Source organism: Bacillus sp. MRMR6 (assembly GCF_001940785.1).
In the GTDB taxonomy this organism is placed as follows: domain Bacteria; phylum Bacillota; class Bacilli; order Bacillales; family Cytobacillaceae; genus Neobacillus.
Map to the genome: position 1 here is coordinate 42,503 of NZ_MSLS01000029.1, position 19,460 is coordinate 61,962.

The following is a 19,460-nucleotide window of genomic DNA, read 5'->3' on the forward strand; positions in this document are numbered from 1 at the left end:
ATATTAGATGTATTTTGGAATGTCAATTGGTAAAAATTACTTTGCTGAAACAGATGAAGCATCAACCTTCACACCAGGACCCATTGTTGAAGCAACAGTTACGTTCTTCATGTAGGTTCCTTTTGCAGCAGCAGGTTTCGCTTTTAACATTGTTTCAAAAACAGTGTTGAAGTTTTCAACAAGCTTTTGGTTTTCGAAAGATGATTTACCGATTGGCACATGGATGTTTCCAGCTTTATCAACACGGTATTCAACTTTACCAGCTTTGATTTCGTTTATCGCACGAGTCACATCAAAAGTTACTGTACCTGTTTTAGGGTTTGGCATTAAACCTTTAGGCCCCAATGTACGACCAAGTTTACCAACTTCACCCATCATGTCAGGAGTCGCTACGATTACATCAAAGTCAAACCAACCTTGTTGGATTTTGTTGATGTATTCTGCATCGCCAACAAAATCTGCACCAGCAGCTTCTGCTTCTTTCACTTTTTCACCCTTAGCGAATACTAATACGCGTTGAGTCTTACCAGTTCCATTAGGAAGTACTACTGCACCACGAATTTGTTGGTCAGCTTTCTTAGGATCCACTCCTAAACGGAATGCAACTTCTAGTGTCGCGTCAAATTTAGCATAGTTTGTTTGCTTTGCAAGTTCGATTGCTTCAGCAACTGGATAAGCTTTTGTGTTATCAACAAGCTTAGCAGCTTCTAAATACTTCTTACCTTTTTTAGCCATTTTTATTTCCTCCTAGATTGTGGTTTTAACGGAATAACCTCCCACGAATAAAGGTTGCGCTAGTAACGCAACCCCCTTCATTACAAGAAAACAGTTCACACGGATTAGTCTTCGATAACGATACCCATGCTGCGTGCAGTACCTTCAACCATGCGCATTGCTGCTTCAACGCTTGCTGCGTTTAGGTCAGGCATTTTCTGTTCCGCAATCTCGCGTACTGTATTACGCTTAACTGTTGCTACCTTATTACGGTTTGGTTCACCAGAACCAGATTGGATTCCAGCTGCTACTTTCAAAAGAACGGCAGCAGGAGGAGTTTTCGTAATAAATGTAAATGAACGGTCTTCAAAAACCGTGATTTCAACAGGAATGATTAATCCAGCTTGATCTGCTGTACGAGCGTTAAATTCTTTACAGAATCCCATGATATTAACACCGGCTTGACCTAGTGCAGGTCCAACTGGTGGTGCAGGATTCGCTTTCCCAGCAGGGATTTGTAATTTAACAACTTTAATTACTTTTTTAGCCACGAGACACACCTCCTTAAAGTCCGTGATGTGGTAATAGGGTCTTTGCCCTCCCACTCAGGTATCTGTCTTTATATAAAGATAAAGATCTTATCAAAAGTCTAGTCTCACAAGAGACATACTGACCTATGAAATATTACCACTATTTAAAGTGGATTTCAAGTTTTTTTACAATATCAGTTTATTTTTCTTTAAACTTCAATACTATCTTGTACTTTTCGCGAGGATTAAAGTTTTTCGATTTGTGTGAAATCTAGCTCAACTGGGGTGTCTCGACCAAACATGTTTACAAGGACCTTAAGCTTAGCTTTATCTTTATCCATTTCTTCGACTGTTCCAGTGAAGTTTGTAAATGGACCTTCATTCACTCGTACTGTTTCACCGATTTCATAGTTAACATCAATTCTCTTTTCTTCAACACCCATTCGTTTCAGAAGACCTACTACTTCTTCTGGAAGCAACGGTGTAGGCTTAGAGCCTGATCCTGCCGAACCGACAAAACCTGTTACACCTGGTGTATTTCGAACCACATACCAAGAATCATCGGTCATGACAATTTCAACCAATACATACCCTGGGAATACTTTACGTTTAACTACCTTCTTTTTGCCATTTTTAATTTCGGTTTCTTCTTCTTCCGGAACAACGACACGGAAAATCTTATCTGACATCCCCATCGATTCAACACGCTTTTCTAAATTGGCTTTTACCTTATTCTCATAGCCAGAATAAGTATGCACAACATACCAGTTTTTTTCCATTCAAGAGGACTAATGTCCGTCCCTCCCCATATATTATAATAAGTATCGATAAAATTAATATCCAGCTCCACGTATTTGGGCACTGAGCCAGTTTACTTTTTGACAAATTAAAAAACCCGTTAAACGGGCTTTACATAAAATTTCCTGTATTATTTACCATTATACCATGAATCAACGATCATTATTCAAGAATCAGACGAATCAAAGTGGAAATTCCTAAATCAATAACAGCAAAAAACGCTGTGAAGAAGACAACTGTTGATAAAACAATCGCTGTATAACGAGTTAGCTCTTTACGCTTTGGCCAGCTAACCTTTCTCATCTCACGAAAAACATCACTGAAGAATTTCTTTAAGCGTTGCATTTTAAGTAACCTCCAACTAATCGGTTTAACATTGCCATACCTTGAAACTACTTGGTTTCACGGTGGATTGTATGTGAAGCGCATGTTTTGCAGAATTTCTTTATTTCTAACCGTTCTATGTTCTTTTGACTTTGTTCAGTTGAATAATTTCTAGAACCACATTCGGAACATGCCAGGATTGTCTTTTTTGTCATCATTCGACACCATCCGTCTATTATATCCTTAAAAATGTAACATGACCATATAATTATGTCAACTGTTCCTGAGAGCGGATTCAAACAAAAGATATAAATGAAACCTTCTAACAGTGGGGTACTTCCTCCCCCACTGATGGTTAGTTGAATTTATCGGGCTTTTACGGGCAGTTTATCCCACACTTATTCTTCTCCGATTCCTCTAAGTCTTGAAATGGGGTTATTACTCCCAAGTAATGCGGGATAATTATGAATTATAGACTAAATTCCCGGATTTCTAAATATCGTTCCAACTTCCTTTTGACACGCTGCAAGGCATTATCAATGGATTTAACATGTCGGTTCAACTCTTCAGATATTTCCTGATATGATTGACCATCTAAATATAACGCTAATACTTTTCGCTCTAGATCACTTAAAAGTTCGGTCATCTTTACTTCAATATGATCAAACTCTTCCTGGTTAATGAATAATTCCTCTGGATCTAATACCTTTGCACCAGAAATCACATCCATTAACGTCCGATCCGATTCTTCATCATAGATGGGCTTGTCCAATGAAACATAGGAATTTAAAGGAATATGTTTTTGCCTTGTTGCTGTTTTTATTGCTGTAATAATCTGACGGGTAATACAAAGTTCCGCAAATGCCTTAAATGATGTCAACTTGTCCTCACGAAAATCACGAATGGCTTTATATAGGCCAATCATGCCTTCTTGGACAATATCTTCCTTATCCGCACCAATTAAGAAATACGATCTTGCTTTTGCACGAACAAAATTTCGATATTTGTGGATTAAATAGTCCAACGCTTCACTATTACCTTGATGTACCAAATCAACAATTTCCTCGTCTTCCATCGTGAAAAATTGGTCGTTGATTTTTGTCCCATAGTCCGTACTCACGTAGATCCCCTCCACCGAACAAGCATAGATAATACTAGTATACAGTAAAAAAATTTCCAGCGTCAACGCTTACTTCTGTCCTCTGCGCCACTTTTCGAAAATTTCTGCAATTTCTGCACTAATCGGGATTTTAGTAACGGGTTTTTTCTCTTGTATTTGCTTGACGTTCTTTTCAATCCCTTTTTGGGCCTGCTCTACTTCAACTAGAAGTTCTCTAGCTGAAATTCTTAATGCCCCTTGTCCAAAAATTGCCCATTGTTCTGTGAAATCAGAGGTTGCTACATGAATTTGGGTCCTACGATTATTCAAGCTAATCGCTAATTTTTCAATCCGCTCATCCGCTGTTTCATTTTCCTTTGTAAAAATCACATCAACCTGGTGATTTTTATACTTTTTTTCCGTCCCTTGAACATAATGAGCATCGAAAACTACAATAACACGATAACCCGAATAGGCTTGATATTCAGCCATTCTTTCCACCAGTCGGTCACGAGCGGCAGGTAAATCACTGTCCTTTAAAGCCCTTAACTCTTGCCAAGCTCCAATAATGTTGTATCCATCGACAAGCAGTATATCCATTTTTATCCCTCTAGAGGATGCCTTTTACGGTACACCTCATACATTAACAATGCTGCCGCTACAGATGCATTTAATGATGTAACATGACCAGCCATTGGCAGGTTTATTAAAAAATCACATTTATCTCTTACTAGCCGGCCCATACCCTTTCCTTCACTGCCGATGACAAGCCCAAGCGGCAAGGTACCCTCTATTTGACGAAAATCTTGTTTCCCTTTTGCATCCGTACCAACAATCCAAATACCACGCTCTTTTAATTCATCAATGGTTCGAGCCATATTTGTGACGCGGACAACTGGTATGTATTCGATTGCACCTGTAGAAGCTTTTGCTACTGTAGCCGTTAAGCCTACTGCTCGCCTTTTTGGAATAATAATCCCGTGAGCCCCTACAGCATCTGCTGTTCTCATAATCGACCCAAGATTATGTGGGTCTTCAATCTCATCTAATAGCAAAAAGAAAGGAGGTTCATTCTTTTTCTCAGCTGCCGCGAACAAATCATCCATTTCAGCGTATTGGTAGGCAGCAACATAAGCAAGGACTCCTTGGTGATTTTCATCCGATATTTGATCAATCTTTTTCTTTGGAACAAATTGAACAAGTACATTCGCTTCCTTCGCTAAATGGATGATTTGCTGCATTTGCCCCCGCTGCGATGATTCTGCAATGAGAATCTTATTTATGTCACGTTCAGATTTTAGTGCTTCCATAACTGGGTTTTTTCCAACGATGTATTCTGGGTTCATGCTTCTGTTCCTCCTTTCTTTTCTTCAACAAATGAAAATGACTTTAGAATCAGCTCTTCTAATCGTTCCTCTTTGTCTGTTAAATGCAAGTATCCCATTAGCGCCTCAAATGCAGTACTGTACCGATAGGTTTGGACATCTGTATTTTTAGGCACTGTCCCTGATTTGGCATTCCGCCCTCGCATGACAACAGCAAGCTCCTCTCCTGTCAGCAGCTGTTCGTCCATCATCTTAAAGAGAACCTGACATTGTGCCTTTGCTGAAACATATCTTGTTCCTTCACGATGCAGGTGATTTGGCTTTACCCTTCCACTTTGGAGAAGGTGCCGCCGTACATAGGTTTCATATACGGCGTCCCCCATATATGCAAGCGCAAGACTATTCAGTTGTTTAGCATCAATATTTTCTTGATAATCAAGCATGAATTAGCCTCTTTTCCATCTTGTTCCTTGTGGAGTGTCTTCTAAAATGATATTCATTTCCTTTAATTGATCTCTAATTTGGTCAGAAAGCTGAAAGTTCCGATCTTTCCTAGCTTGATTTCGCTTTTCAATTAATGCATCGATTTCCTCATCCAGCATTTCCTCAGTTTCAAGCTTTAAGCCTAACACCTGATAAAACTGTTCGAATTGGCTGGTAAACGTATTAATAACTTCTACAGATGTGTTTTTTTCTAGCAGATAATAATTTGCAAGTTTTGAAAGGTCGAATATAACTGAAATGGCTTTTGCCGTATTAAAATCATCATCCATGGCTTTAACAAACTCATCTTCTAAAGCAGCTATTTTCTCGAGCCACTCCTGATTATTATTGGTCAAATTTGAACTCGCTTCTCTGCGGTGCTTTAAATTTTGATAAGAGGTTGTTATTCTATCAAAAGCTGCCCTTGTGCTATCCAGCAGTTCTTCACTGTAGTTAATAGGGTTCCGATAATGAACCGACAACATGAAGAATCTTAACACCTGTGGGTTATGCTGCTTGATAATATCATGTACTAGAACAAAGTTACCCAGGGATTTTGACATCTTTTCATTATCAATATTAATGTAGCCATTGTGCATCCAGTAGTTTGCAAAAGGCTTTCCTGTTAAAGCTTCTGACTGAGCAATTTCATTTTCATGATGCGGGAAAGTTAAATCCTGTCCACCGGCATGAATATCAATCGTTTCACCTAGATATTTCTTTGCCATTGCCGAGCATTCAATATGCCAGCCCGGACGGCCAATTCCCCATGGACTATCCCAATAGATTTCCCCATCCTTAGCCGCTTTCCACAGTGCAAAATCAAGGTCATCCTGTTTCTTTTCTCCAACTTCTATTCTTGCTCCTACTCGCAATTCATCAATTGACTGATGAGAAAGCTTGCCGTATTCATTAAAGTGTCTAGTACGGAAGTACACATCTCCTTCTGATTCATAAGCATAGCCTTTCTCAATTAACTGGCTGATGAACTCAATAATAATATCCATGTTTTCCATAACTCGCGGGTGAACATCCGCCTTCTGGCATCCTAATGCAGATACATCCTCAAAGTAAGCATTAATAAAACGTTCTGCGATTGTCGGGACATCCTCACCGAGCTGATTGGCAGCCCGAATTAATTTATCATCTACATCTGTAAAGTTTGACACATATTGGACATCATAGCCGCGGTATTCTAAATATCGATGTACTGTATCAAATACAATGGCAGGACGCGCATTTCCTATATGAATATAATTATAAACAGTTGGACCGCAAACATACATTTTTACCTTACCTTCTTCTAACGGGACAAATTCTTCTTTCTTACGTGTTAGTGTATTATAAAGTTTAATTGCCATTTTTCACTGTGCTCCTTTCTTGCTTCAAGTCATGCAGCTCTTGCTTTAAAAGCGATAATTCATTTTGCATTTCTAAAATACGGTCAGCAACCGGATCTGGAAGATTGCAATGATCTAAATTGCGATTAATTTTCTGTCCATCTTGAATCACAACTCTCCCTGGAACGCCCACTACCGTTGAGTTAGCTGGAACTTCCTTCAAAACAACTGACCCAGCGCCAATTTTTGAATTCTCTCCAATGGTAATAGAACCTAGAACCTTGGCACCTGTGGCAATTAAGGCATTATCCTTAATAGTAGGATGCCGTTTTCCTTTTTCTTTTCCAGTTCCACCTAGTGTTACACCTTGAAACACCGTTACATTATCTCCTATTTCACAGGTTTCCCCTATGACGACTCCCATACCATGGTCTATAAAGAGCCTTCTGCCTATTTTTGCTCCAGGATGAATTTCGATTCCTGTGAAAAAACGGCTAATTTGAGATATGACCCTAGCAATGAAATAAAATTTTCGTTTAAAAAATGCATGGGCCAGGCGGTGAGACCAAATCGCATGTAAACCTGAGTAAGTGAGGATCACTTCAAGGTTGCTCCTAGCCGCAGGATCCTGCTCAAAAACAACCTCAATATCCTCTTTCATTCTTTTGAACATTCCATTTCCCCCTTAATAAATAACCCTAATATTATTTACATACAATAAAAAACGCCTCTGTCATAAAGACAGAGACGCTTGGGCGTGGTTCCACTCTGATTAGACCATTATCTTTCTTCTTGGCCTCACTCTAACCTGTTAACGGAAGGTTCCGCCCATATCTACTAAGAGCATTCTTTTCGAAATGGGGCTCTGAGGTGCATTTTCAAATAAGAGAGGCTTAAACCACTTTCAGCCGGTGATGGTTTTCTCTTTGAAGCTTCCTATTCTACTTTTCCTCTTCAACACTTTGCTTTTATAAAATTAGTACTTTTTCTTGTTTCTTTTACTATATTATATTTTTGCTTCAATGTTAACCAATAATTTTATTAATTCTCATTTGTACCTTAGACTTCCCTAAAAGCTCAATGGCCTGTGGAAGATCTGGGCCATGAGTTTGACCTGATACAGCTGCACGGATGGGCATAAAGAGATTTTTTCCTTTTTGTCCCGTTGACTTTTGAACAGCCTTCATTGCTGCTTTAATATCCTCCGCTTTAAAGCTTGGCATTTGATTAAGCTGGTCTAGGAAAGCCTTTAATACTTCAGGAACTTGTTCACCTGATAGTACTTCGTTTGCGTCCACTTCATATTCTGCTTCTTCTTTGAAGAACATATCAGAAAGCTCTACAATTTCAGCTCCGAAGCTCATTTTTTCTTGCAAAAGTGATACTAGACCTCGAGTCCAATGATGTTCTTCGTCAGTCATGTTTTCCGTTAGGCGGCCAGCTTTAATCAGATGCGGTAAGGAAAGCTCTAGGAGACGGTCAACATCAATTTTTTTCATATATTGATTGTTCATCCAAGTAAGCTTTTGTTTATCGAACAGGGCTGGAGATTTCGACAGGCGATTTGCATCAAAAATTTCGATAAATTCCTCTTTAGAGTAAATCTCTTCTTCCCCTGTTGGAGACCATCCCAATAAAGTGATAAAATTAAATAACGCTTCAGGTAGGTAACCTAATTCTTCGTACTGTTCAATAAACTGAATAATTGATTCATCACGTTTGCTTAACTTCTTTCTGCTTTCGTTCACGATTAATGTCATATGTCCGAAAATCGGCGGCGCCCAGTCTAGTGCTTCATACACCATCAATTGCTTAGGAGTATTAGAAATATGGTCATCACCACGAAGAACATGAGTAATTTTCATTAGATAATCATCCACTGTAACAGCAAAGTTATAAGTAGGTGTCCCATCCTTCTTAATGATGACCCAGTCACCCATTCCCTCGGATTCAAATGAAACCTCGCCTTTTACCATATCATTAAACGTGTAGGTTTTCCCTTCTGGCACAAGAATTCGAATACTAGGCTCACGGCCTTCACTCTCCAACTTAGCACGTTCTTCTGGGGTTAAATGACGGCACTTCCCTGAATAATGAGGAGTATCCCCTAGTTCAGATTGTGCTTCACGCTCTGCTTCAAGTTCCGCTTCTGTGCAATAACATTTATAAGCATGGCCATTTTCTAGTAATTGATTGTAGTAGGTTTGATACATATCATTTCTTTCTGATTGCCGATATGGACCATATTCACCGCCTACATCCACACTTTCATCCCAGTCAATTCCAAGCCATTTTAAATATTTTAACTGACTCTCTTCTCCGCCTGCAATATTTCGTTTTTTATCAGTATCCTCAATGCGGATAATAAATTTCCCACCCTTATTGCGGGCAAACAAATAATTAAATAACGCAGTACGGGCATTTCCAATATGTAAATGTCCTGTTGGACTTGGAGCATACCTTACACGAACTTCATTTGACATATAAATAACTGCCTCCAGTAAAAAAAACATGATTTATTTTATTCTGATTTATTCTATCACTGTGTTTTCCTGCTTAAAAGATTAAATGTTAACCTTTTTTAACAAAACAACAACTTGAGCGGCTATCCCTTCTCCGCGTCCAGTGAATCCGAGTCTTTCAGTTGTCGTTGCTTTAACGTTAATCTGTTCTGAAGATGCTTCTAGCAATCCTGCAATCCGCTCTCTCATTTGACCAATATAAGGAAGCATTTTTGGTTTTTGGGCAATGATTGTACAATCCGCATTAACAAGCTCAAACCCTTTTTCTTTCACAAGACCCCAAACATGCTCCATAAGCCTTGCCGAATCTGCATCTTTAAAATTGGGATCTGTATCTGGAAAATGCTTGCCGATGTCACCTTCACCAATAGCACCAAGACAAGCATCAGAAATCGTATGTAATAAAACGTCAGCATCAGAATGACCTAACAGACCTTTTTCATATGGGATTTTAATGCCTCCGATAATTAGAGGGCGTCCTTCTGTTAACTGATGTACATCAAAACCCTGTCCAATTCGAAACATATATATATACTCCTTTTAATAAATTCTTTTCTTTAGAATTGCTTCAGCAAAGAACACATCCTCGGGTGTAGTCAATTTTATATTATCGTAATCCCCTTCAACGATTGTAACAGGATAAGCTAATCTTTCTACTAGGCTTGAATCATCTGTACCAATATATTGATCTCTTTCCGCCTGAATATAGGCCTCTAACAGAATTGAAATACGAAAAGCCTGCGGGGTTTGAACAGCCCACAAGCTCGATCGCTCAACAGTGTCAACGACCACATTGTTTCGCACCATCTTCACCGTATCCTTTGTAGGAACACCTATAATCGCCGCACCCGTTTCTTTTGCCGTTCTTACTAAGCGATGAATATGGGACTTTAGGATAAACGGACGGGCCGCATCGTGGACGAGAACAATCCCTTCCGTTTTTACTGTTTTTAATGCCTGGTAGATGCTATCCTGGCGTTCCTTGCCTCCAGGAACTAGCCTTAACACCTTTTGCACCTGATATTGAACTAGTAATGCTTTACATTCTATTTCGTCATGAGGATTAATCGCTAGCACGATTCCTTCACATAACTCATCTTCTTCAAAAACTTTTAACGTATGAATTAATACAGGTATTCCATCGAGCTCTAACAAGAGCTTATTCTTACCTGCTCCCATTCTCTTCCCTTGGCCAGCAGCCGGGATAATGACCTGATAAGTCATAGTAAAACCCCATTCTTATCTATCTAGCGAAAGCGCCTTTGGTAAAAGGCGCTTTTTACTATTATTATAATGCTTTTTCCAATAATTTCGGTTTAGCAAAGATCATTCTGCCAGCAGATGTCTGCAGGACACTTGTGACTAGAACTTCTATTCTTTTACCAATATACTCTCTGCCTTCTTCAACTACAATCATCGTTCCATCATCAAGATATGCTACACCTTGGTGATATTCTTTACCATCTTTAATAACTTGTACCGTTAATTCTTCACCTGGTAAGACCACTGGTTTAACTGCATTGGCTAAATCATTAATATTTAACACAGAAACATTCTGGAGCTCACATACTTTATTTAGATTAAAGTCATTTGTAACTAGCATACCATTTGTCAGTTTCGCTAATTTCACCAGTTTACTGTCAACTTCCTGAATTTCTTCAAAGTCACCTTCATAAATTTCAACCTTCATCGCTAATTCCTTTTGAATTCGATTTAAAATATCCAAGCCCCGTCTTCCACGATTACGTTTAAGGACATCTGAGGAATCAGCAATATGCTGTAATTCTTCAAGGACAAAATGCGGAATGACAATTGTCCCCTCCAAAAAACCTGTTTGGCAGATATCCGCTACACGACCATCGATGATGACGCTTGTATCTAAAATCTTTAAGGACTGGCCGCTGGGATTGTCACTTTCATCTTCACCTGTTTTTTTCTTCCCTCGGCTGCCAAAGAGATTCAAAAGTTCATCACGCTTTTTAAAACCAACCTTAAAACCAAGATAACCAAACAATAATGTCAGCAAAATAGGAGCGACTGCATTTAGAATAGGAACTTGAACGGCATTGAGGGCAAACCCAATTAAGAAAGCAACCAATAATCCAAATATTAATCCAAAACTTCCAAAAATAACATCGGTTACAGGTATTGTCATTAATGAATCTTCGGCCCATCCAATAAAATCAAGTACGTAATCTACAGCCCAAAAAGTTATAAGATAAAAGATAATTGCACCTAATATAGCCGTTACATATGAGTTGCTGATTATCGGAATGTCGTCAAACTTAATTAATGTTAATAATTGCGGAATCAATAGTATTCCCAGCGTGCCTCCGGTAATAAGAAAACAGGCTTGCACAATTCGTTTTAACATTCCATCACCTCCTCTATTCATTATAAACATATTATCAGAAATGAAACCTTGATTATTGATTATTTTTCCAATTTTTTAGACCTTTTGCTAGACTAAAAACCTTTAGTATTTCTCCTCATAGGGTAGCACTGGAAAATTTTCGTGTCAAATGGACAGAAGTCCTAAAAAAACAACTTAAAGCTGTCGTTCGGTGTAAAGCCGTTCTTTGACTAGTTTAAAGCCCTCTTTAATTTTCTTAGCTCGGACCTCACCAATTCCTTCCACATCATCCAGCTCATCAACAGTAGCAGATGCTATTTTGGAAAGCTCTCCGAAAGCTGAGATTAAGTTTTCGATAATTACACCTGGTAGCCGTGGTATTTTATTTAGGATTCGGTAACCCCTAGGAGGTTTAGATTCATCTAGATGAACATATCCATGATAACCCATCATTTTTAGCAAAACACCATCTTCAATGGTGCCATTAATAGACAAAGTTTGCATTCGGTGTAAGACATCCCAGGCTTTAAGATCCCTCGCGAAAGCATAATCCTTGATAATAAGGACCGTCTCTTCTTCCAAATCCGTCAGAATTTCATTCATTTGTAAACGAATCAATCTCCCTTCTGTACCAAGCTCATTCAAATAAGCTAAAAGCTCATTCTTAATTTTTAAAACCATTTCAAACCGGTGAAGAATAAGGAGAAAATCACTATAGGTAACAGACTCCTCAAGCTCTAGAATACTTAAATTAGAGATTCTCTGCTCCAATACTGACTTATATTTTTCAAGCATTTGAATGGCTTGATTTGCTTTTGTTAAAATAACCGCAATATCTTTTAGGGCGTAACGGAAATTACCCTGATACAAAGTAATAACGTTCCTTCTCTGGGATATGGCAATCACAAGAGCCTTCGTTTGTTTTGCCACTCTTTCAGCGGTTCGATGGCGCATGCCTGTTTCTGACGCTGGTATATCAGAATGAGGAGCAAGCTGGGCATTCGCGATTAGAATTTTATTACCTGTGTCATTAAGGATAATGGCACCATCCATTTTGGCCAACTCATAGAGAAAGCTAGGTGAGAATGAACAGTTAATTTGAAATCCGCCATCTACTACAGCTTTCACCTTTTCATTATATCCAACTACAATGAGGCCGCCTGTATTCGCCCTTAAAACATTGTCTATGCCTTCGCGAATCGGTGTTCCAGGGGCAAGGAACTGCAATACATCACTAACATTCTGTTCCCCAAGCTTCTTATTCTCCATCCTGTTAACCTCCCAACGCTGCCTTCAGTGCTTCACTTACAGAAGAAACGCCAATCAGTTCAATTCCTTTTGGTCCCTTCCAGCCGCTTAAATTATTCGCAGGTAGGATAACCCTCTCAAAACCTAGCTTGGCGGCTTCTTGGACGCGTTGTTCTATTCTTGATACCCTTCTTACCTCACCGGTTAAACCCACTTCGCCAATAATACAATCAGTTGCCCTCGTTGGCTTATCTCGAAAACTCGAAGCAATACTCACAGCGATTGCTAAATCGATGGCTGGTTCGTCTAGTTTTACCCCACCAGCGACTTTTAAGTAAGCGTCTTGATTTTGAAGCAACATTCCTACTCGTTTCTCCAAGACGGCCATTAACAAAGGCACACGATTATGATCGATTCCTGTCGCCATTCTTCTCGGATTACCGAAACTTGTCGGTGAAATTAGTGCTTGTATTTCAACCAGGACAGGGCGTGTTCCTTCCATTGAAGCAACAACCGTCGAACCTGCTGCCCCTTGCGATCTTTCTTCTAGAAAAATTTCTGAAGGATTGGCCACCTCTTCAAGTCCAAATTCCTTCATCTCAAAAATACCCATCTCATTTGTAGACCCAAAGCGATTCTTTACTGCGCGTAATATTCGATAAGTATGATGTCGTTCACCTTCAAAGTATAAAACCGTGTCCACCATATGTTCAAGCAGCCTAGGGCCTGCAATAGACCCCTCTTTTGTAACGTGGCCTACGATAAAGATGGCAATTCCTTTCGTTTTTCCAATCCGCATTAATTCAGCAGTACATTCACGTACTTGAGAAACACTGCCAGGTGCTGACGTTATATCCGGATGGAAAACTGTTTGAATAGAGTCGATTATCACAAAGCTTGGATTACTGTTTTCAATCGTTTTGTTGATTTCTTCTAGATTAGTCTCGGCATAGACAAGGAGATTTTCGGAGGAGATTCCTAATCTTTCAGCACGAAGCTTTGTTTGTCTTAAACTCTCTTCACCAGAAATATACAGAACCTGATTTCCTTTGTTAGCTAGCTGTGATGAAACCTGCAGCAGGAGAGTGGATTTCCCAATGCCCGGATCTCCTCCAATCAATACTAATGAACCCTTGACAACCCCTCCGCCTAGTACACGGTTTAGCTCATTTAGTTTTGTAAGTATTCTTGGTTCACTCATCATTTCAATCGCTGTAATAGGAGTTGGTTTGGAGAGTACTGTCCCCCCTTGTGAATGAGCAAATGCCCCTCGTCTATTTCCTCCTGTCACCTCAACTTCTTCCGTCATTTTATTCCACTGGCCGCAGCCTGGGCATTTCCCCATCCACTTAGCTGATTCATAGCCGCATTCCTGACAAATAAACTTTGTTTTACGTTTTGCCATACCTGTCTTCCTTCCGTACCCATAATACAAAAAGGGATACACGATCAAACTTATTAACGTGTATCCCTGTTAGTTGTCCTTTAAGTATATATTGTACTTATTTCGCTAAAGTTGTCTGTTCAGCTGTCCTTACTAAGAAATCACCGTCTTCAACATCAATAATAACATGCTGGCCAGTAAGCACTGTACCTTTAAGCAATTCTTCAGATAGTCGATCTTCAATATGCTTCTGAATAGCCCTACGAAGTGGACGCGCTCCATATTCCGGATCATATCCCTCAACAGAAATCTTGCCCTTGGCGGCCTCTGTTAATTCTAGAGAAATATGCTGCTCTTTTAAACGTTTTACAAGCTGGTCAGATAGAAGCGTAACGATTTCTTCAAGATGCTTTTTCTCTAATGCATGGAAAACGATAATCTCATCGATTCGGTTTAGGAATTCTGGACGGAAGGCTTTCTTTAATTCCTCCATTACCTTGCCCTTCATATCCTTATAATTCTGCTCACCATCTTGGATATTAAATCCAACATATTTATTCCGTTTCAATGCTTCTGCTCCAACATTGGATGTCATGATTAGAACCGTGTTACGAAAATCAACAGTCCTGCCTTTAGAATCTGTTAAACGGCCATCTTCAAGTACTTGAAGCAAAATATTAAATACATCAGGATGAGCTTTTTCAATCTCATCTAGCAAAATAACAGAATATGGCTTTCTTCTAACCTTTTCGGTTAACTGACCGCCCTCTTCATATCCTACATAACCAGGAGGCGAACCAACCAATCTTGAGGTTGAGTGCTTTTCCATGTACTCTGACATGTCAATACGAATCATGGCATCTTCATCACCGAACATGGCTTCTGCAAGTGCCCTAGCCAACTCTGTTTTCCCAACCCCGGTAGGGCCTAAGAAAACAAATGAACCAATCGGACGTTTCGGATCCTTTAGTCCCGCTCTAGCACGGCGAACAGCCTTTGAAACAGCTATAACAGCTTCCTCTTGACCAATTAAACGGGAATGTAAGATATTCTCCAAGTCTAATAACTTCGCTGTTTCTGTTTGAGCTAACTTCGAAACAGGAATTCCAGTCCAGCTTGATACAACACTGGCGATATCTTCAACTGTCACTTCACTATTTTCTTTTCCTTGCTTTTCTTTCCAGGTTTTCTTCGTATCTTCCAGCTGCTCTCGGAGACGTTGCTCTGTATCTCTTAATGAAGCTGCCTTTTCAAACTCTTGGCTTTGTACAGCCGCATCCTTTTCTTTACGTACTTCCTCAAGCTTAACTTCTAATTCTTTAAGGTTAGGAGGAGTAGTATAAGAGCGAAGTCGTACCTTTGAGCCTGCTTCATCAATTAAATCAATCGCCTTATCCGGCAAAAATCTATCAGAAATATAACGATCAGATAACTTAACAGCTGCTTCTATCGCTGCATCAGTAATCGAAACGCGGTGATGTGCTTCATAGCGATCACGCAAACCCTCTAAGATTCGTACTGATTCTTCCGCAGTCGGTTCATCTACACGAATTGGCTGGAAACGACGCTCTAGCGCAGCATCTTTTTCAATATATTTACGATATTCATCAAGCGTAGTGGCACCGATACACTGAAGTTCTCCCCTAGCAAGAGATGGTTTTAGGATGTTGGAAGCGTCAATTGCCCCCTCTGCTCCTCCAGCTCCGATTAGAGTATGAAGCTCATCGATAAAGAGAATAATATTACCTGCTTGACGGATTTCATCCATTACCTTCTTCAAACGGTCTTCAAATTCGCCACGGTACTTAGTACCAGCGACCACGGTTCCCATATCTAACGTCATCACGCGCTTATCACGTAGAATCTCAGGTACTTCATTTGTGACTATTTGTTGTGCAAGACCCTCAGCAATAGCTGTTTTACCAACACCAGGTTCGCCAATTAAAACTGGATTATTCTTTGTACGGCGGCTCAGTACTTCAATAACCCGCTGAATTTCTTTACTTCTCCCAATAACAGGGTCGAGACTTCCTTCTCGAGCTATCGCCGTTAAATCTCTTGCAAGACTATCAAGCGTAGGTGTGTTAGCATTTGCTGATGCCCCGCCCTGATGTCCTCCTGATTCATTACTTCCTAATAATTGAAGCACTTGCTGGCGGGCCTTGTTAAGGCTGACACCCAAGTTATTTAGGACTCTGGCAGCCACGCCTTCGCCTTCTCGAATTAATCCAAGCAGGATATGTTCAGTGCCGACATATGAATGACCAAGCTTACGTGCCTCATCCATTGAAAGTTCAATTACCTTTTTAGCTCTAGGTGTATAGTGAATAGTTTGGGTAGCATCTTGCCCTTTTCCAATAAGAGATTCAACTTCTTTTTGAATCTTTTCAGCACCTAAACCAAGTCCATAAAGTGCTTTGGCTGCGATTCCTTCGCCTTCTCGGACTAAGCCTAATAAAATATGCTCAGTTCCGATATTATTATGTCCTAATCTAATTGCCTCTTCTTGTGCTAACGCTAATACCTTTTGAGCTCTCTCAGTAAAACGACCGAACATCATAATCTCTTCCTCCTCACCTATTTTGCTTGCTCCATTTTTAATCGTTCTCGAATCAGTGCAGCCCTTCTAATATCTCTTTCTTCTGGTCTTAAATGACCCCCAGCATATTGCTGAAGAAAGCCAGGCTGAGTCAATATCATTAATTCATTTAAAATGCTTTTTGAAATATTTTCGATGTATCCCATATCAATTCCTAACCGGACATCAGATAAGCATCTAGCCGCTTCTTTCGTCTCAATAATTCGGCTATTTTCTAACACCCCATAGGATCGAAATACTCTATCTTCTAATTGTATGTTAGAAGTTTTGTGTAATGCTTCACGAGCTGACCTTTCTTGTGAAATTAACTGGCTGACAACACCTTCTAAATCATTACAGATATCCTCTTCTGACTTGCCGAGAGTAATTTGGTTAGAGATTTGAAAAATGTTGCCAAGCGCCTCGCTTCCTTCACCATAAATACCTCTTACCACTAGACCAAGCTGGTTAATGGCCGGGATGATTCGATTAAACTGCTGTGTTAAAACAAGTCCAGGCAGATGCATCATGACTGAGGAACGAAGCCCTGTCCCAACATTTGTTGGGCAGCTGGTTAAATAACCATGCTTTTCATTGAATGCATACTGTATATGTCCTTCCAGCCAGTCATCAATCTCATTAGCTGCAGCTAGGGCCTCTGTTAATTGCAAACCGGGAAATAAACATTGAATCCGGATGTGATCTTCTTCATTAATCATAATGCTTACTTCTTCATTTTCAGTTAGCAGAACAGCCCCATATGGCGATTCTTCCGCGAGATTAGGACTGATGAGATGTTTTTCAACAAGTACTCTCTTTTGTAAAGGCTGTACTTCGCCGATTTTCAATAATTCCATTGGTCCAAAATTTTTAAATCCCGAATACTCTAAAATCTCTTCCATTTTTAAGATAATTGCTTGTGCTTCTTCAGTTGAAAATAATGTTGGAAATTTATATTCTTCAAAGTTTCGAGCTAAACGGACTCTGGAACTAAGGACTATATCTGAATCAGGCCCCTCCTCGCTCATCCAAGAGCTCATCGCTTGATTGATAAAGCGTTCTAGAGACACGTTATTCACCTCCCATATGGCTGCCCGTTAGCTTCTTTTCAAGGACACGTATTTCGTCACGTATCTCGGCTGCCTTTTCAAATTCTTCTTGTGAGATTAAATTCTTTAATTCACTCTTTAGGTTTTCTATTTGTTTGCGAAGGTGAATGCCTCCCCCAATTCGTTTAGGTATCTTTCCATGATGGGACCAATTCCCGCTATGAAGTCTTCCTAGTACGGGTGGAAGCTGCTCGTTAAATGCCTCATAACAATGTGAGCACCCAAACCGCCCAACTTTTATGAACTGTGGAAATGTCATTAAACAATGGTTACATTGCAGGATTTCTTCTTGATGAAAGTTATTTTGATTTGGCTTTTGAAATGCAGGGTCAATATTTAACAGCCCTGCCAGTAGATTGTTAAAATTAAATCCAGAGCCTCCTGCAAACATAAACATATCGCCTTTTTCCTGTGCACAAACTTCACAAAGGTTCACTTCGGTTTTTTCACCGTTGATAATTTTTGTAAAATGAAGTGCTGCAGGCCTTTGATTGCATTCCTGGCAAATCATTAGTTTCACCTCTCAAGCTGTGATAGTTTATTTATATTTTAATGTGGTCAGCATGGCTTTCACCATTCTTGCTCTTAATTCGTCTCGGAATGGAAGATCAATATATAAAACAGAGCGGTCAATAACACTTAGCATGATTTTAGCTTCACGTTTTGTAATAATTTCCTCATGTACAAGTCTAAATATCACGTCTTCTGCGCTTGATTGACTTATTCGATTATCAATGAGTGATATAAGGTGATTAATTAAATGGGCTGAATCTAGAGATTGAACTTTCATAATCCTGATATACCCTCCACCGCCTCGTTTACTCTCGACGACGTATCCTCTCTCAATTGTAAATCTAGTATTGATCACATAATTAATTTGCGAGGGTACACATTGGAACTTATCAGCAATTTCACTACGTTTTATCTCTACATGCTCTAGCTCACTCATTTCTAAAACCTGTTTTAGATATTTTTCGATTATATCGGAGATGTTTCTCATCTTCCCACCCCCTCTGACTTTGACTATATTTGACTTTAATTATACTGAAAATTTTACTTAGTTGCAAACATATTGCTACTAATGATTTTCTCCAAATCTCGCGGTTACAAAACCTGCTAATCTAATTATAGTTGGGGATTTAAAAATCTATGAAGTGTTTTATTGAGGAGGATGCTTATCAAAGTATAAGATATATTCTTAACTGAACTGCTGTAACCAGGTAAATTAACTTTGATTTTGACTTATTTTTTAAAAAAGTACAACCTAACTTAGGTTGGGCAATGAGGGCACTAGGAACTTATCTACGTTAATCAACAAAAAAAGACAACCCCGTAAAGGATTGTCTTTTCTTTTTGCCTGGCAACGTCCTACTCTCACAGGGGCGCCTGCCCCAACTACCATCGGCGCTGAGAAGCTTAACTTCCGTGTTCGGTATGGGAACGGGTGTGGCCTTCTCGCCTTAATTACCAGACTATTTTAGTTTGAGGTTTCATTCCCTCAAAACTAGATAATGTAGAAGAAGTTTTGTAAAACCAAGTTCACCTTACTCATATTGCTATGTTTTGTCCAGCTTCGGCTCCTAACTCTTCTTTCGTTTCGGTCCGTCTCTACAAATCCAAAGTGAAGGATTTGTAGTGCCGGCCCTCCAACGC

General features: G+C 39.6%; 21 protein-coding genes, 1 rRNA gene and 1 other annotated feature. All 22 genes read right to left on the minus strand.

Going from position 1 to position 19,460, the window contains the following annotated elements; genetic code table 11:
* Positions 1–36 precede the first annotated feature (36 nt).
* A complete protein-coding gene (rplA, locus tag BTR25_RS20795; RefSeq protein WP_075689945.1) occupies positions 37–735 on the minus strand; it encodes a 50S ribosomal protein L1 in 699 nt (232 codons plus the stop codon).
* A gap of 104 nt (positions 736–839) precedes the next feature.
* Positions 840–1,265, minus strand: coding sequence for a 50S ribosomal protein L11 (gene rplK, locus BTR25_RS20800; protein WP_026565509.1), 426 nt, complete (start codon positions 1,263–1,265; stop codon positions 840–842).
* Positions 1,266–1,489: 224 nt separating this feature from the next.
* A complete protein-coding gene (gene nusG / locus BTR25_RS20805) occupies positions 1,490–2,023 on the minus strand; it encodes a transcription termination/antitermination protein NusG (protein ID WP_075689946.1) in 534 nt (177 codons plus the stop codon).
* Between the two features lie 181 nt (positions 2,024–2,204).
* Positions 2,205–2,387: a preprotein translocase subunit SecE gene (gene secE / locus BTR25_RS20810; protein WP_075689947.1), complete on the minus strand. Its 183-nt coding sequence runs from the start codon at positions 2,385–2,387 to the stop codon at positions 2,205–2,207.
* A gap of 47 nt (positions 2,388–2,434) precedes the next feature.
* Positions 2,435–2,581, minus strand: a complete 147-nt coding sequence (gene rpmG / locus BTR25_RS20815; protein ID WP_075689966.1) for a 50S ribosomal protein L33 — start codon at positions 2,579–2,581, stop codon at positions 2,435–2,437.
* A 254-nt stretch (positions 2,582–2,835) separates the two neighbouring features.
* A complete protein-coding gene (sigH, locus tag BTR25_RS20820) occupies positions 2,836–3,492 on the minus strand; it encodes an RNA polymerase sporulation sigma factor SigH (RefSeq protein WP_483295276.1) in 657 nt (218 codons plus the stop codon).
* A 63-nt stretch (positions 3,493–3,555) separates the two neighbouring features.
* The gene (locus tag BTR25_RS20825; protein ID WP_075689949.1) at positions 3,556–4,065 is read right to left on the minus strand and encodes an NYN domain-containing protein; all 510 of its coding nucleotides are present in this window, start codon (positions 4,063–4,065) and stop codon (positions 3,556–3,558) included.
* Between the two features lie 2 nt (positions 4,066–4,067).
* Positions 4,068–4,811: a 23S rRNA (guanosine(2251)-2'-O)-methyltransferase RlmB gene (gene rlmB / locus BTR25_RS20830; RefSeq protein WP_075689950.1), complete on the minus strand. Its 744-nt coding sequence runs from the start codon at positions 4,809–4,811 to the stop codon at positions 4,068–4,070.
* The gene (locus BTR25_RS20835; protein WP_075689951.1) at positions 4,808–5,233 is read right to left on the minus strand and encodes a Mini-ribonuclease 3; all 426 of its coding nucleotides are present in this window, start codon (positions 5,231–5,233) and stop codon (positions 4,808–4,810) included. The genes rlmB and BTR25_RS20835 overlap by 4 nt, the downstream gene beginning before the upstream one ends.
* Positions 5,234–5,236: 3 nt before the next feature.
* Entirely contained in the window at positions 5,237–6,634 is a 1,398-nt protein-coding gene (cysS, locus tag BTR25_RS20840; protein ID WP_075689952.1) for a cysteine--tRNA ligase, read from the minus strand.
* A complete protein-coding gene (cysE, locus tag BTR25_RS20845; RefSeq protein WP_075689953.1) occupies positions 6,624–7,286 on the minus strand; it encodes a serine O-acetyltransferase in 663 nt (220 codons plus the stop codon). Before cysE ends, cysS begins: the two co-directional genes overlap by 11 nt.
* Positions 7,287–7,353: 67 nt before the next feature.
* Positions 7,354–7,580 (minus strand) — a binding site (T-box leader).
* Positions 7,581–7,638: 58 nt separating this feature from the next.
* Positions 7,639–9,096 carry a glutamate--tRNA ligase gene (gltX, locus tag BTR25_RS20850; protein ID WP_075689954.1) on the minus strand — a complete coding sequence of 486 codons (1,458 nt, stop codon included), beginning with the start codon at positions 9,094–9,096 and terminating at the stop codon, positions 7,639–7,641.
* Positions 9,097–9,177: 81 nt separating this feature from the next.
* Positions 9,178–9,660 (minus strand): 2-C-methyl-D-erythritol 2,4-cyclodiphosphate synthase, encoded by a 483-nt coding sequence (ispF, locus tag BTR25_RS20855; protein ID WP_075689955.1) that lies wholly within the window; start codon positions 9,658–9,660, stop codon positions 9,178–9,180.
* 15 nt (positions 9,661–9,675) lie between these two features.
* Entirely contained in the window at positions 9,676–10,359 is a 684-nt protein-coding gene (gene ispD, locus BTR25_RS20860; protein ID WP_075689956.1) for a 2-C-methyl-D-erythritol 4-phosphate cytidylyltransferase, read from the minus strand.
* Positions 10,360–10,423: 64 nt separating this feature from the next.
* Positions 10,424–11,509, minus strand: coding sequence for a PIN/TRAM domain-containing protein (locus BTR25_RS20865; RefSeq protein WP_075689957.1), 1,086 nt, complete (start codon positions 11,507–11,509; stop codon positions 10,424–10,426).
* A gap of 174 nt (positions 11,510–11,683) precedes the next feature.
* A complete protein-coding gene (gene disA / locus BTR25_RS20870) occupies positions 11,684–12,757 on the minus strand; it encodes a DNA integrity scanning diadenylate cyclase DisA (protein ID WP_075689958.1) in 1,074 nt (357 codons plus the stop codon).
* 4 nt (positions 12,758–12,761) lie between these two features.
* A complete protein-coding gene (radA, locus tag BTR25_RS20875) occupies positions 12,762–14,141 on the minus strand; it encodes a DNA repair protein RadA (protein WP_075689959.1) in 1,380 nt (459 codons plus the stop codon).
* Positions 14,142–14,238: 97 nt separating this feature from the next.
* Positions 14,239–16,680 carry an ATP-dependent protease ATP-binding subunit ClpC gene (gene clpC, locus BTR25_RS20880; RefSeq protein ID WP_075689960.1) on the minus strand — a complete coding sequence of 814 codons (2,442 nt, stop codon included), beginning with the start codon at positions 16,678–16,680 and terminating at the stop codon, positions 14,239–14,241.
* Between the two features lie 17 nt (positions 16,681–16,697).
* Positions 16,698–17,768: a protein-arginine kinase McsB gene (mcsB, locus tag BTR25_RS20885; protein ID WP_075689961.1), complete on the minus strand. Its 1,071-nt coding sequence runs from the start codon at positions 17,766–17,768 to the stop codon at positions 16,698–16,700.
* A gap of 1 nt (position 17,769) precedes the next feature.
* A complete protein-coding gene (gene mcsA, locus BTR25_RS20890; protein ID WP_075689962.1) occupies positions 17,770–18,318 on the minus strand; it encodes a protein-arginine kinase activator protein McsA in 549 nt (182 codons plus the stop codon).
* 27 nt (positions 18,319–18,345) lie between these two features.
* A complete protein-coding gene (locus tag BTR25_RS20895) occupies positions 18,346–18,807 on the minus strand; it encodes a CtsR family transcriptional regulator (RefSeq protein WP_075689963.1) in 462 nt (153 codons plus the stop codon).
* Positions 18,808–19,162: 355 nt separating this feature from the next.
* Positions 19,163–19,279: ribosomal RNA gene (rrf, locus tag BTR25_RS20900) — 5S ribosomal RNA — on the minus strand.
* Positions 19,280–19,460: the final 181 nt, after the last annotated feature.

What these genes read in the sequence shown, in the direction of transcription:
- clpC (WP_075689960.1), bottom strand. Translation starts at nt 16,680, where the DNA reads ATGATGTTCGGTCGTTTTACTGAGAGAGCTCAAAAGGTATTAGCGTTA.
- radA (WP_075689959.1), bottom strand. Translation starts at nt 14,141, where the DNA reads ATGGCAAAACGTAAAACAAAGTTTATTTGTCAGGAATGCGGCTATGAA.
- disA (WP_075689958.1), bottom strand. Translation starts at nt 12,757, where the DNA reads ATGGAGAATAAGAAGCTTGGGGAACAGAATGTTAGTGATGTATTGCAG.
- ispF (WP_075689955.1), bottom strand. Translation starts at nt 9,660, where the DNA reads ATGTTTCGAATTGGACAGGGTTTTGATGTACATCAGTTAACAGAAGGA.
- secE (WP_075689947.1), bottom strand. Translation starts at nt 2,387, where the DNA reads ATGCAACGCTTAAAGAAATTCTTCAGTGATGTTTTTCGTGAGATGAGA.
- rpmG (WP_075689966.1), bottom strand. Translation starts at nt 2,581, where the DNA reads ATGACAAAAAAGACAATCCTGGCATGTTCCGAATGTGGTTCTAGAAAT.
- mcsA (WP_075689962.1), bottom strand. Translation starts at nt 18,318, where the DNA reads ATGATTTGCCAGGAATGCAATCAAAGGCCTGCAGCACTTCATTTTACA.
- cysE (WP_075689953.1), bottom strand. Translation starts at nt 7,286, where the DNA reads ATGTTCAAAAGAATGAAAGAGGATATTGAGGTTGTTTTTGAGCAGGAT.
- BTR25_RS20835 (WP_075689951.1), bottom strand. Translation starts at nt 5,233, where the DNA reads ATGCTTGATTATCAAGAAAATATTGATGCTAAACAACTGAATAGTCTT.
- BTR25_RS20825 (WP_075689949.1), bottom strand. Translation starts at nt 4,065, where the DNA reads ATGGATATACTGCTTGTCGATGGATACAACATTATTGGAGCTTGGCAA.
- cysS (WP_075689952.1), bottom strand. Translation starts at nt 6,634, where the DNA reads ATGGCAATTAAACTTTATAATACACTAACACGTAAGAAAGAAGAATTT.
- nusG (WP_075689946.1), bottom strand. Translation starts at nt 2,023, where the DNA reads ATGGAAAAAAACTGGTATGTTGTGCATACTTATTCTGGCTATGAGAAT.
- BTR25_RS20895 (WP_075689963.1), bottom strand. Translation starts at nt 18,807, where the DNA reads ATGAGAAACATCTCCGATATAATCGAAAAATATCTAAAACAGGTTTTA.
- gltX (WP_075689954.1), bottom strand. Translation starts at nt 9,096, where the DNA reads ATGTCAAATGAAGTTCGTGTAAGGTATGCTCCAAGTCCAACAGGACAT.
- rlmB (WP_075689950.1), bottom strand. Translation starts at nt 4,811, where the DNA reads ATGAACCCAGAATACATCGTTGGAAAAAACCCAGTTATGGAAGCACTA.
- ispD (WP_075689956.1), bottom strand. Translation starts at nt 10,359, where the DNA reads ATGACTTATCAGGTCATTATCCCGGCTGCTGGCCAAGGGAAGAGAATG.
- rplA (WP_075689945.1), bottom strand. Translation starts at nt 735, where the DNA reads ATGGCTAAAAAAGGTAAGAAGTATTTAGAAGCTGCTAAGCTTGTTGAT.
- BTR25_RS20865 (WP_075689957.1), bottom strand. Translation starts at nt 11,509, where the DNA reads ATGTTAAAACGAATTGTGCAAGCCTGTTTTCTTATTACCGGAGGCACG.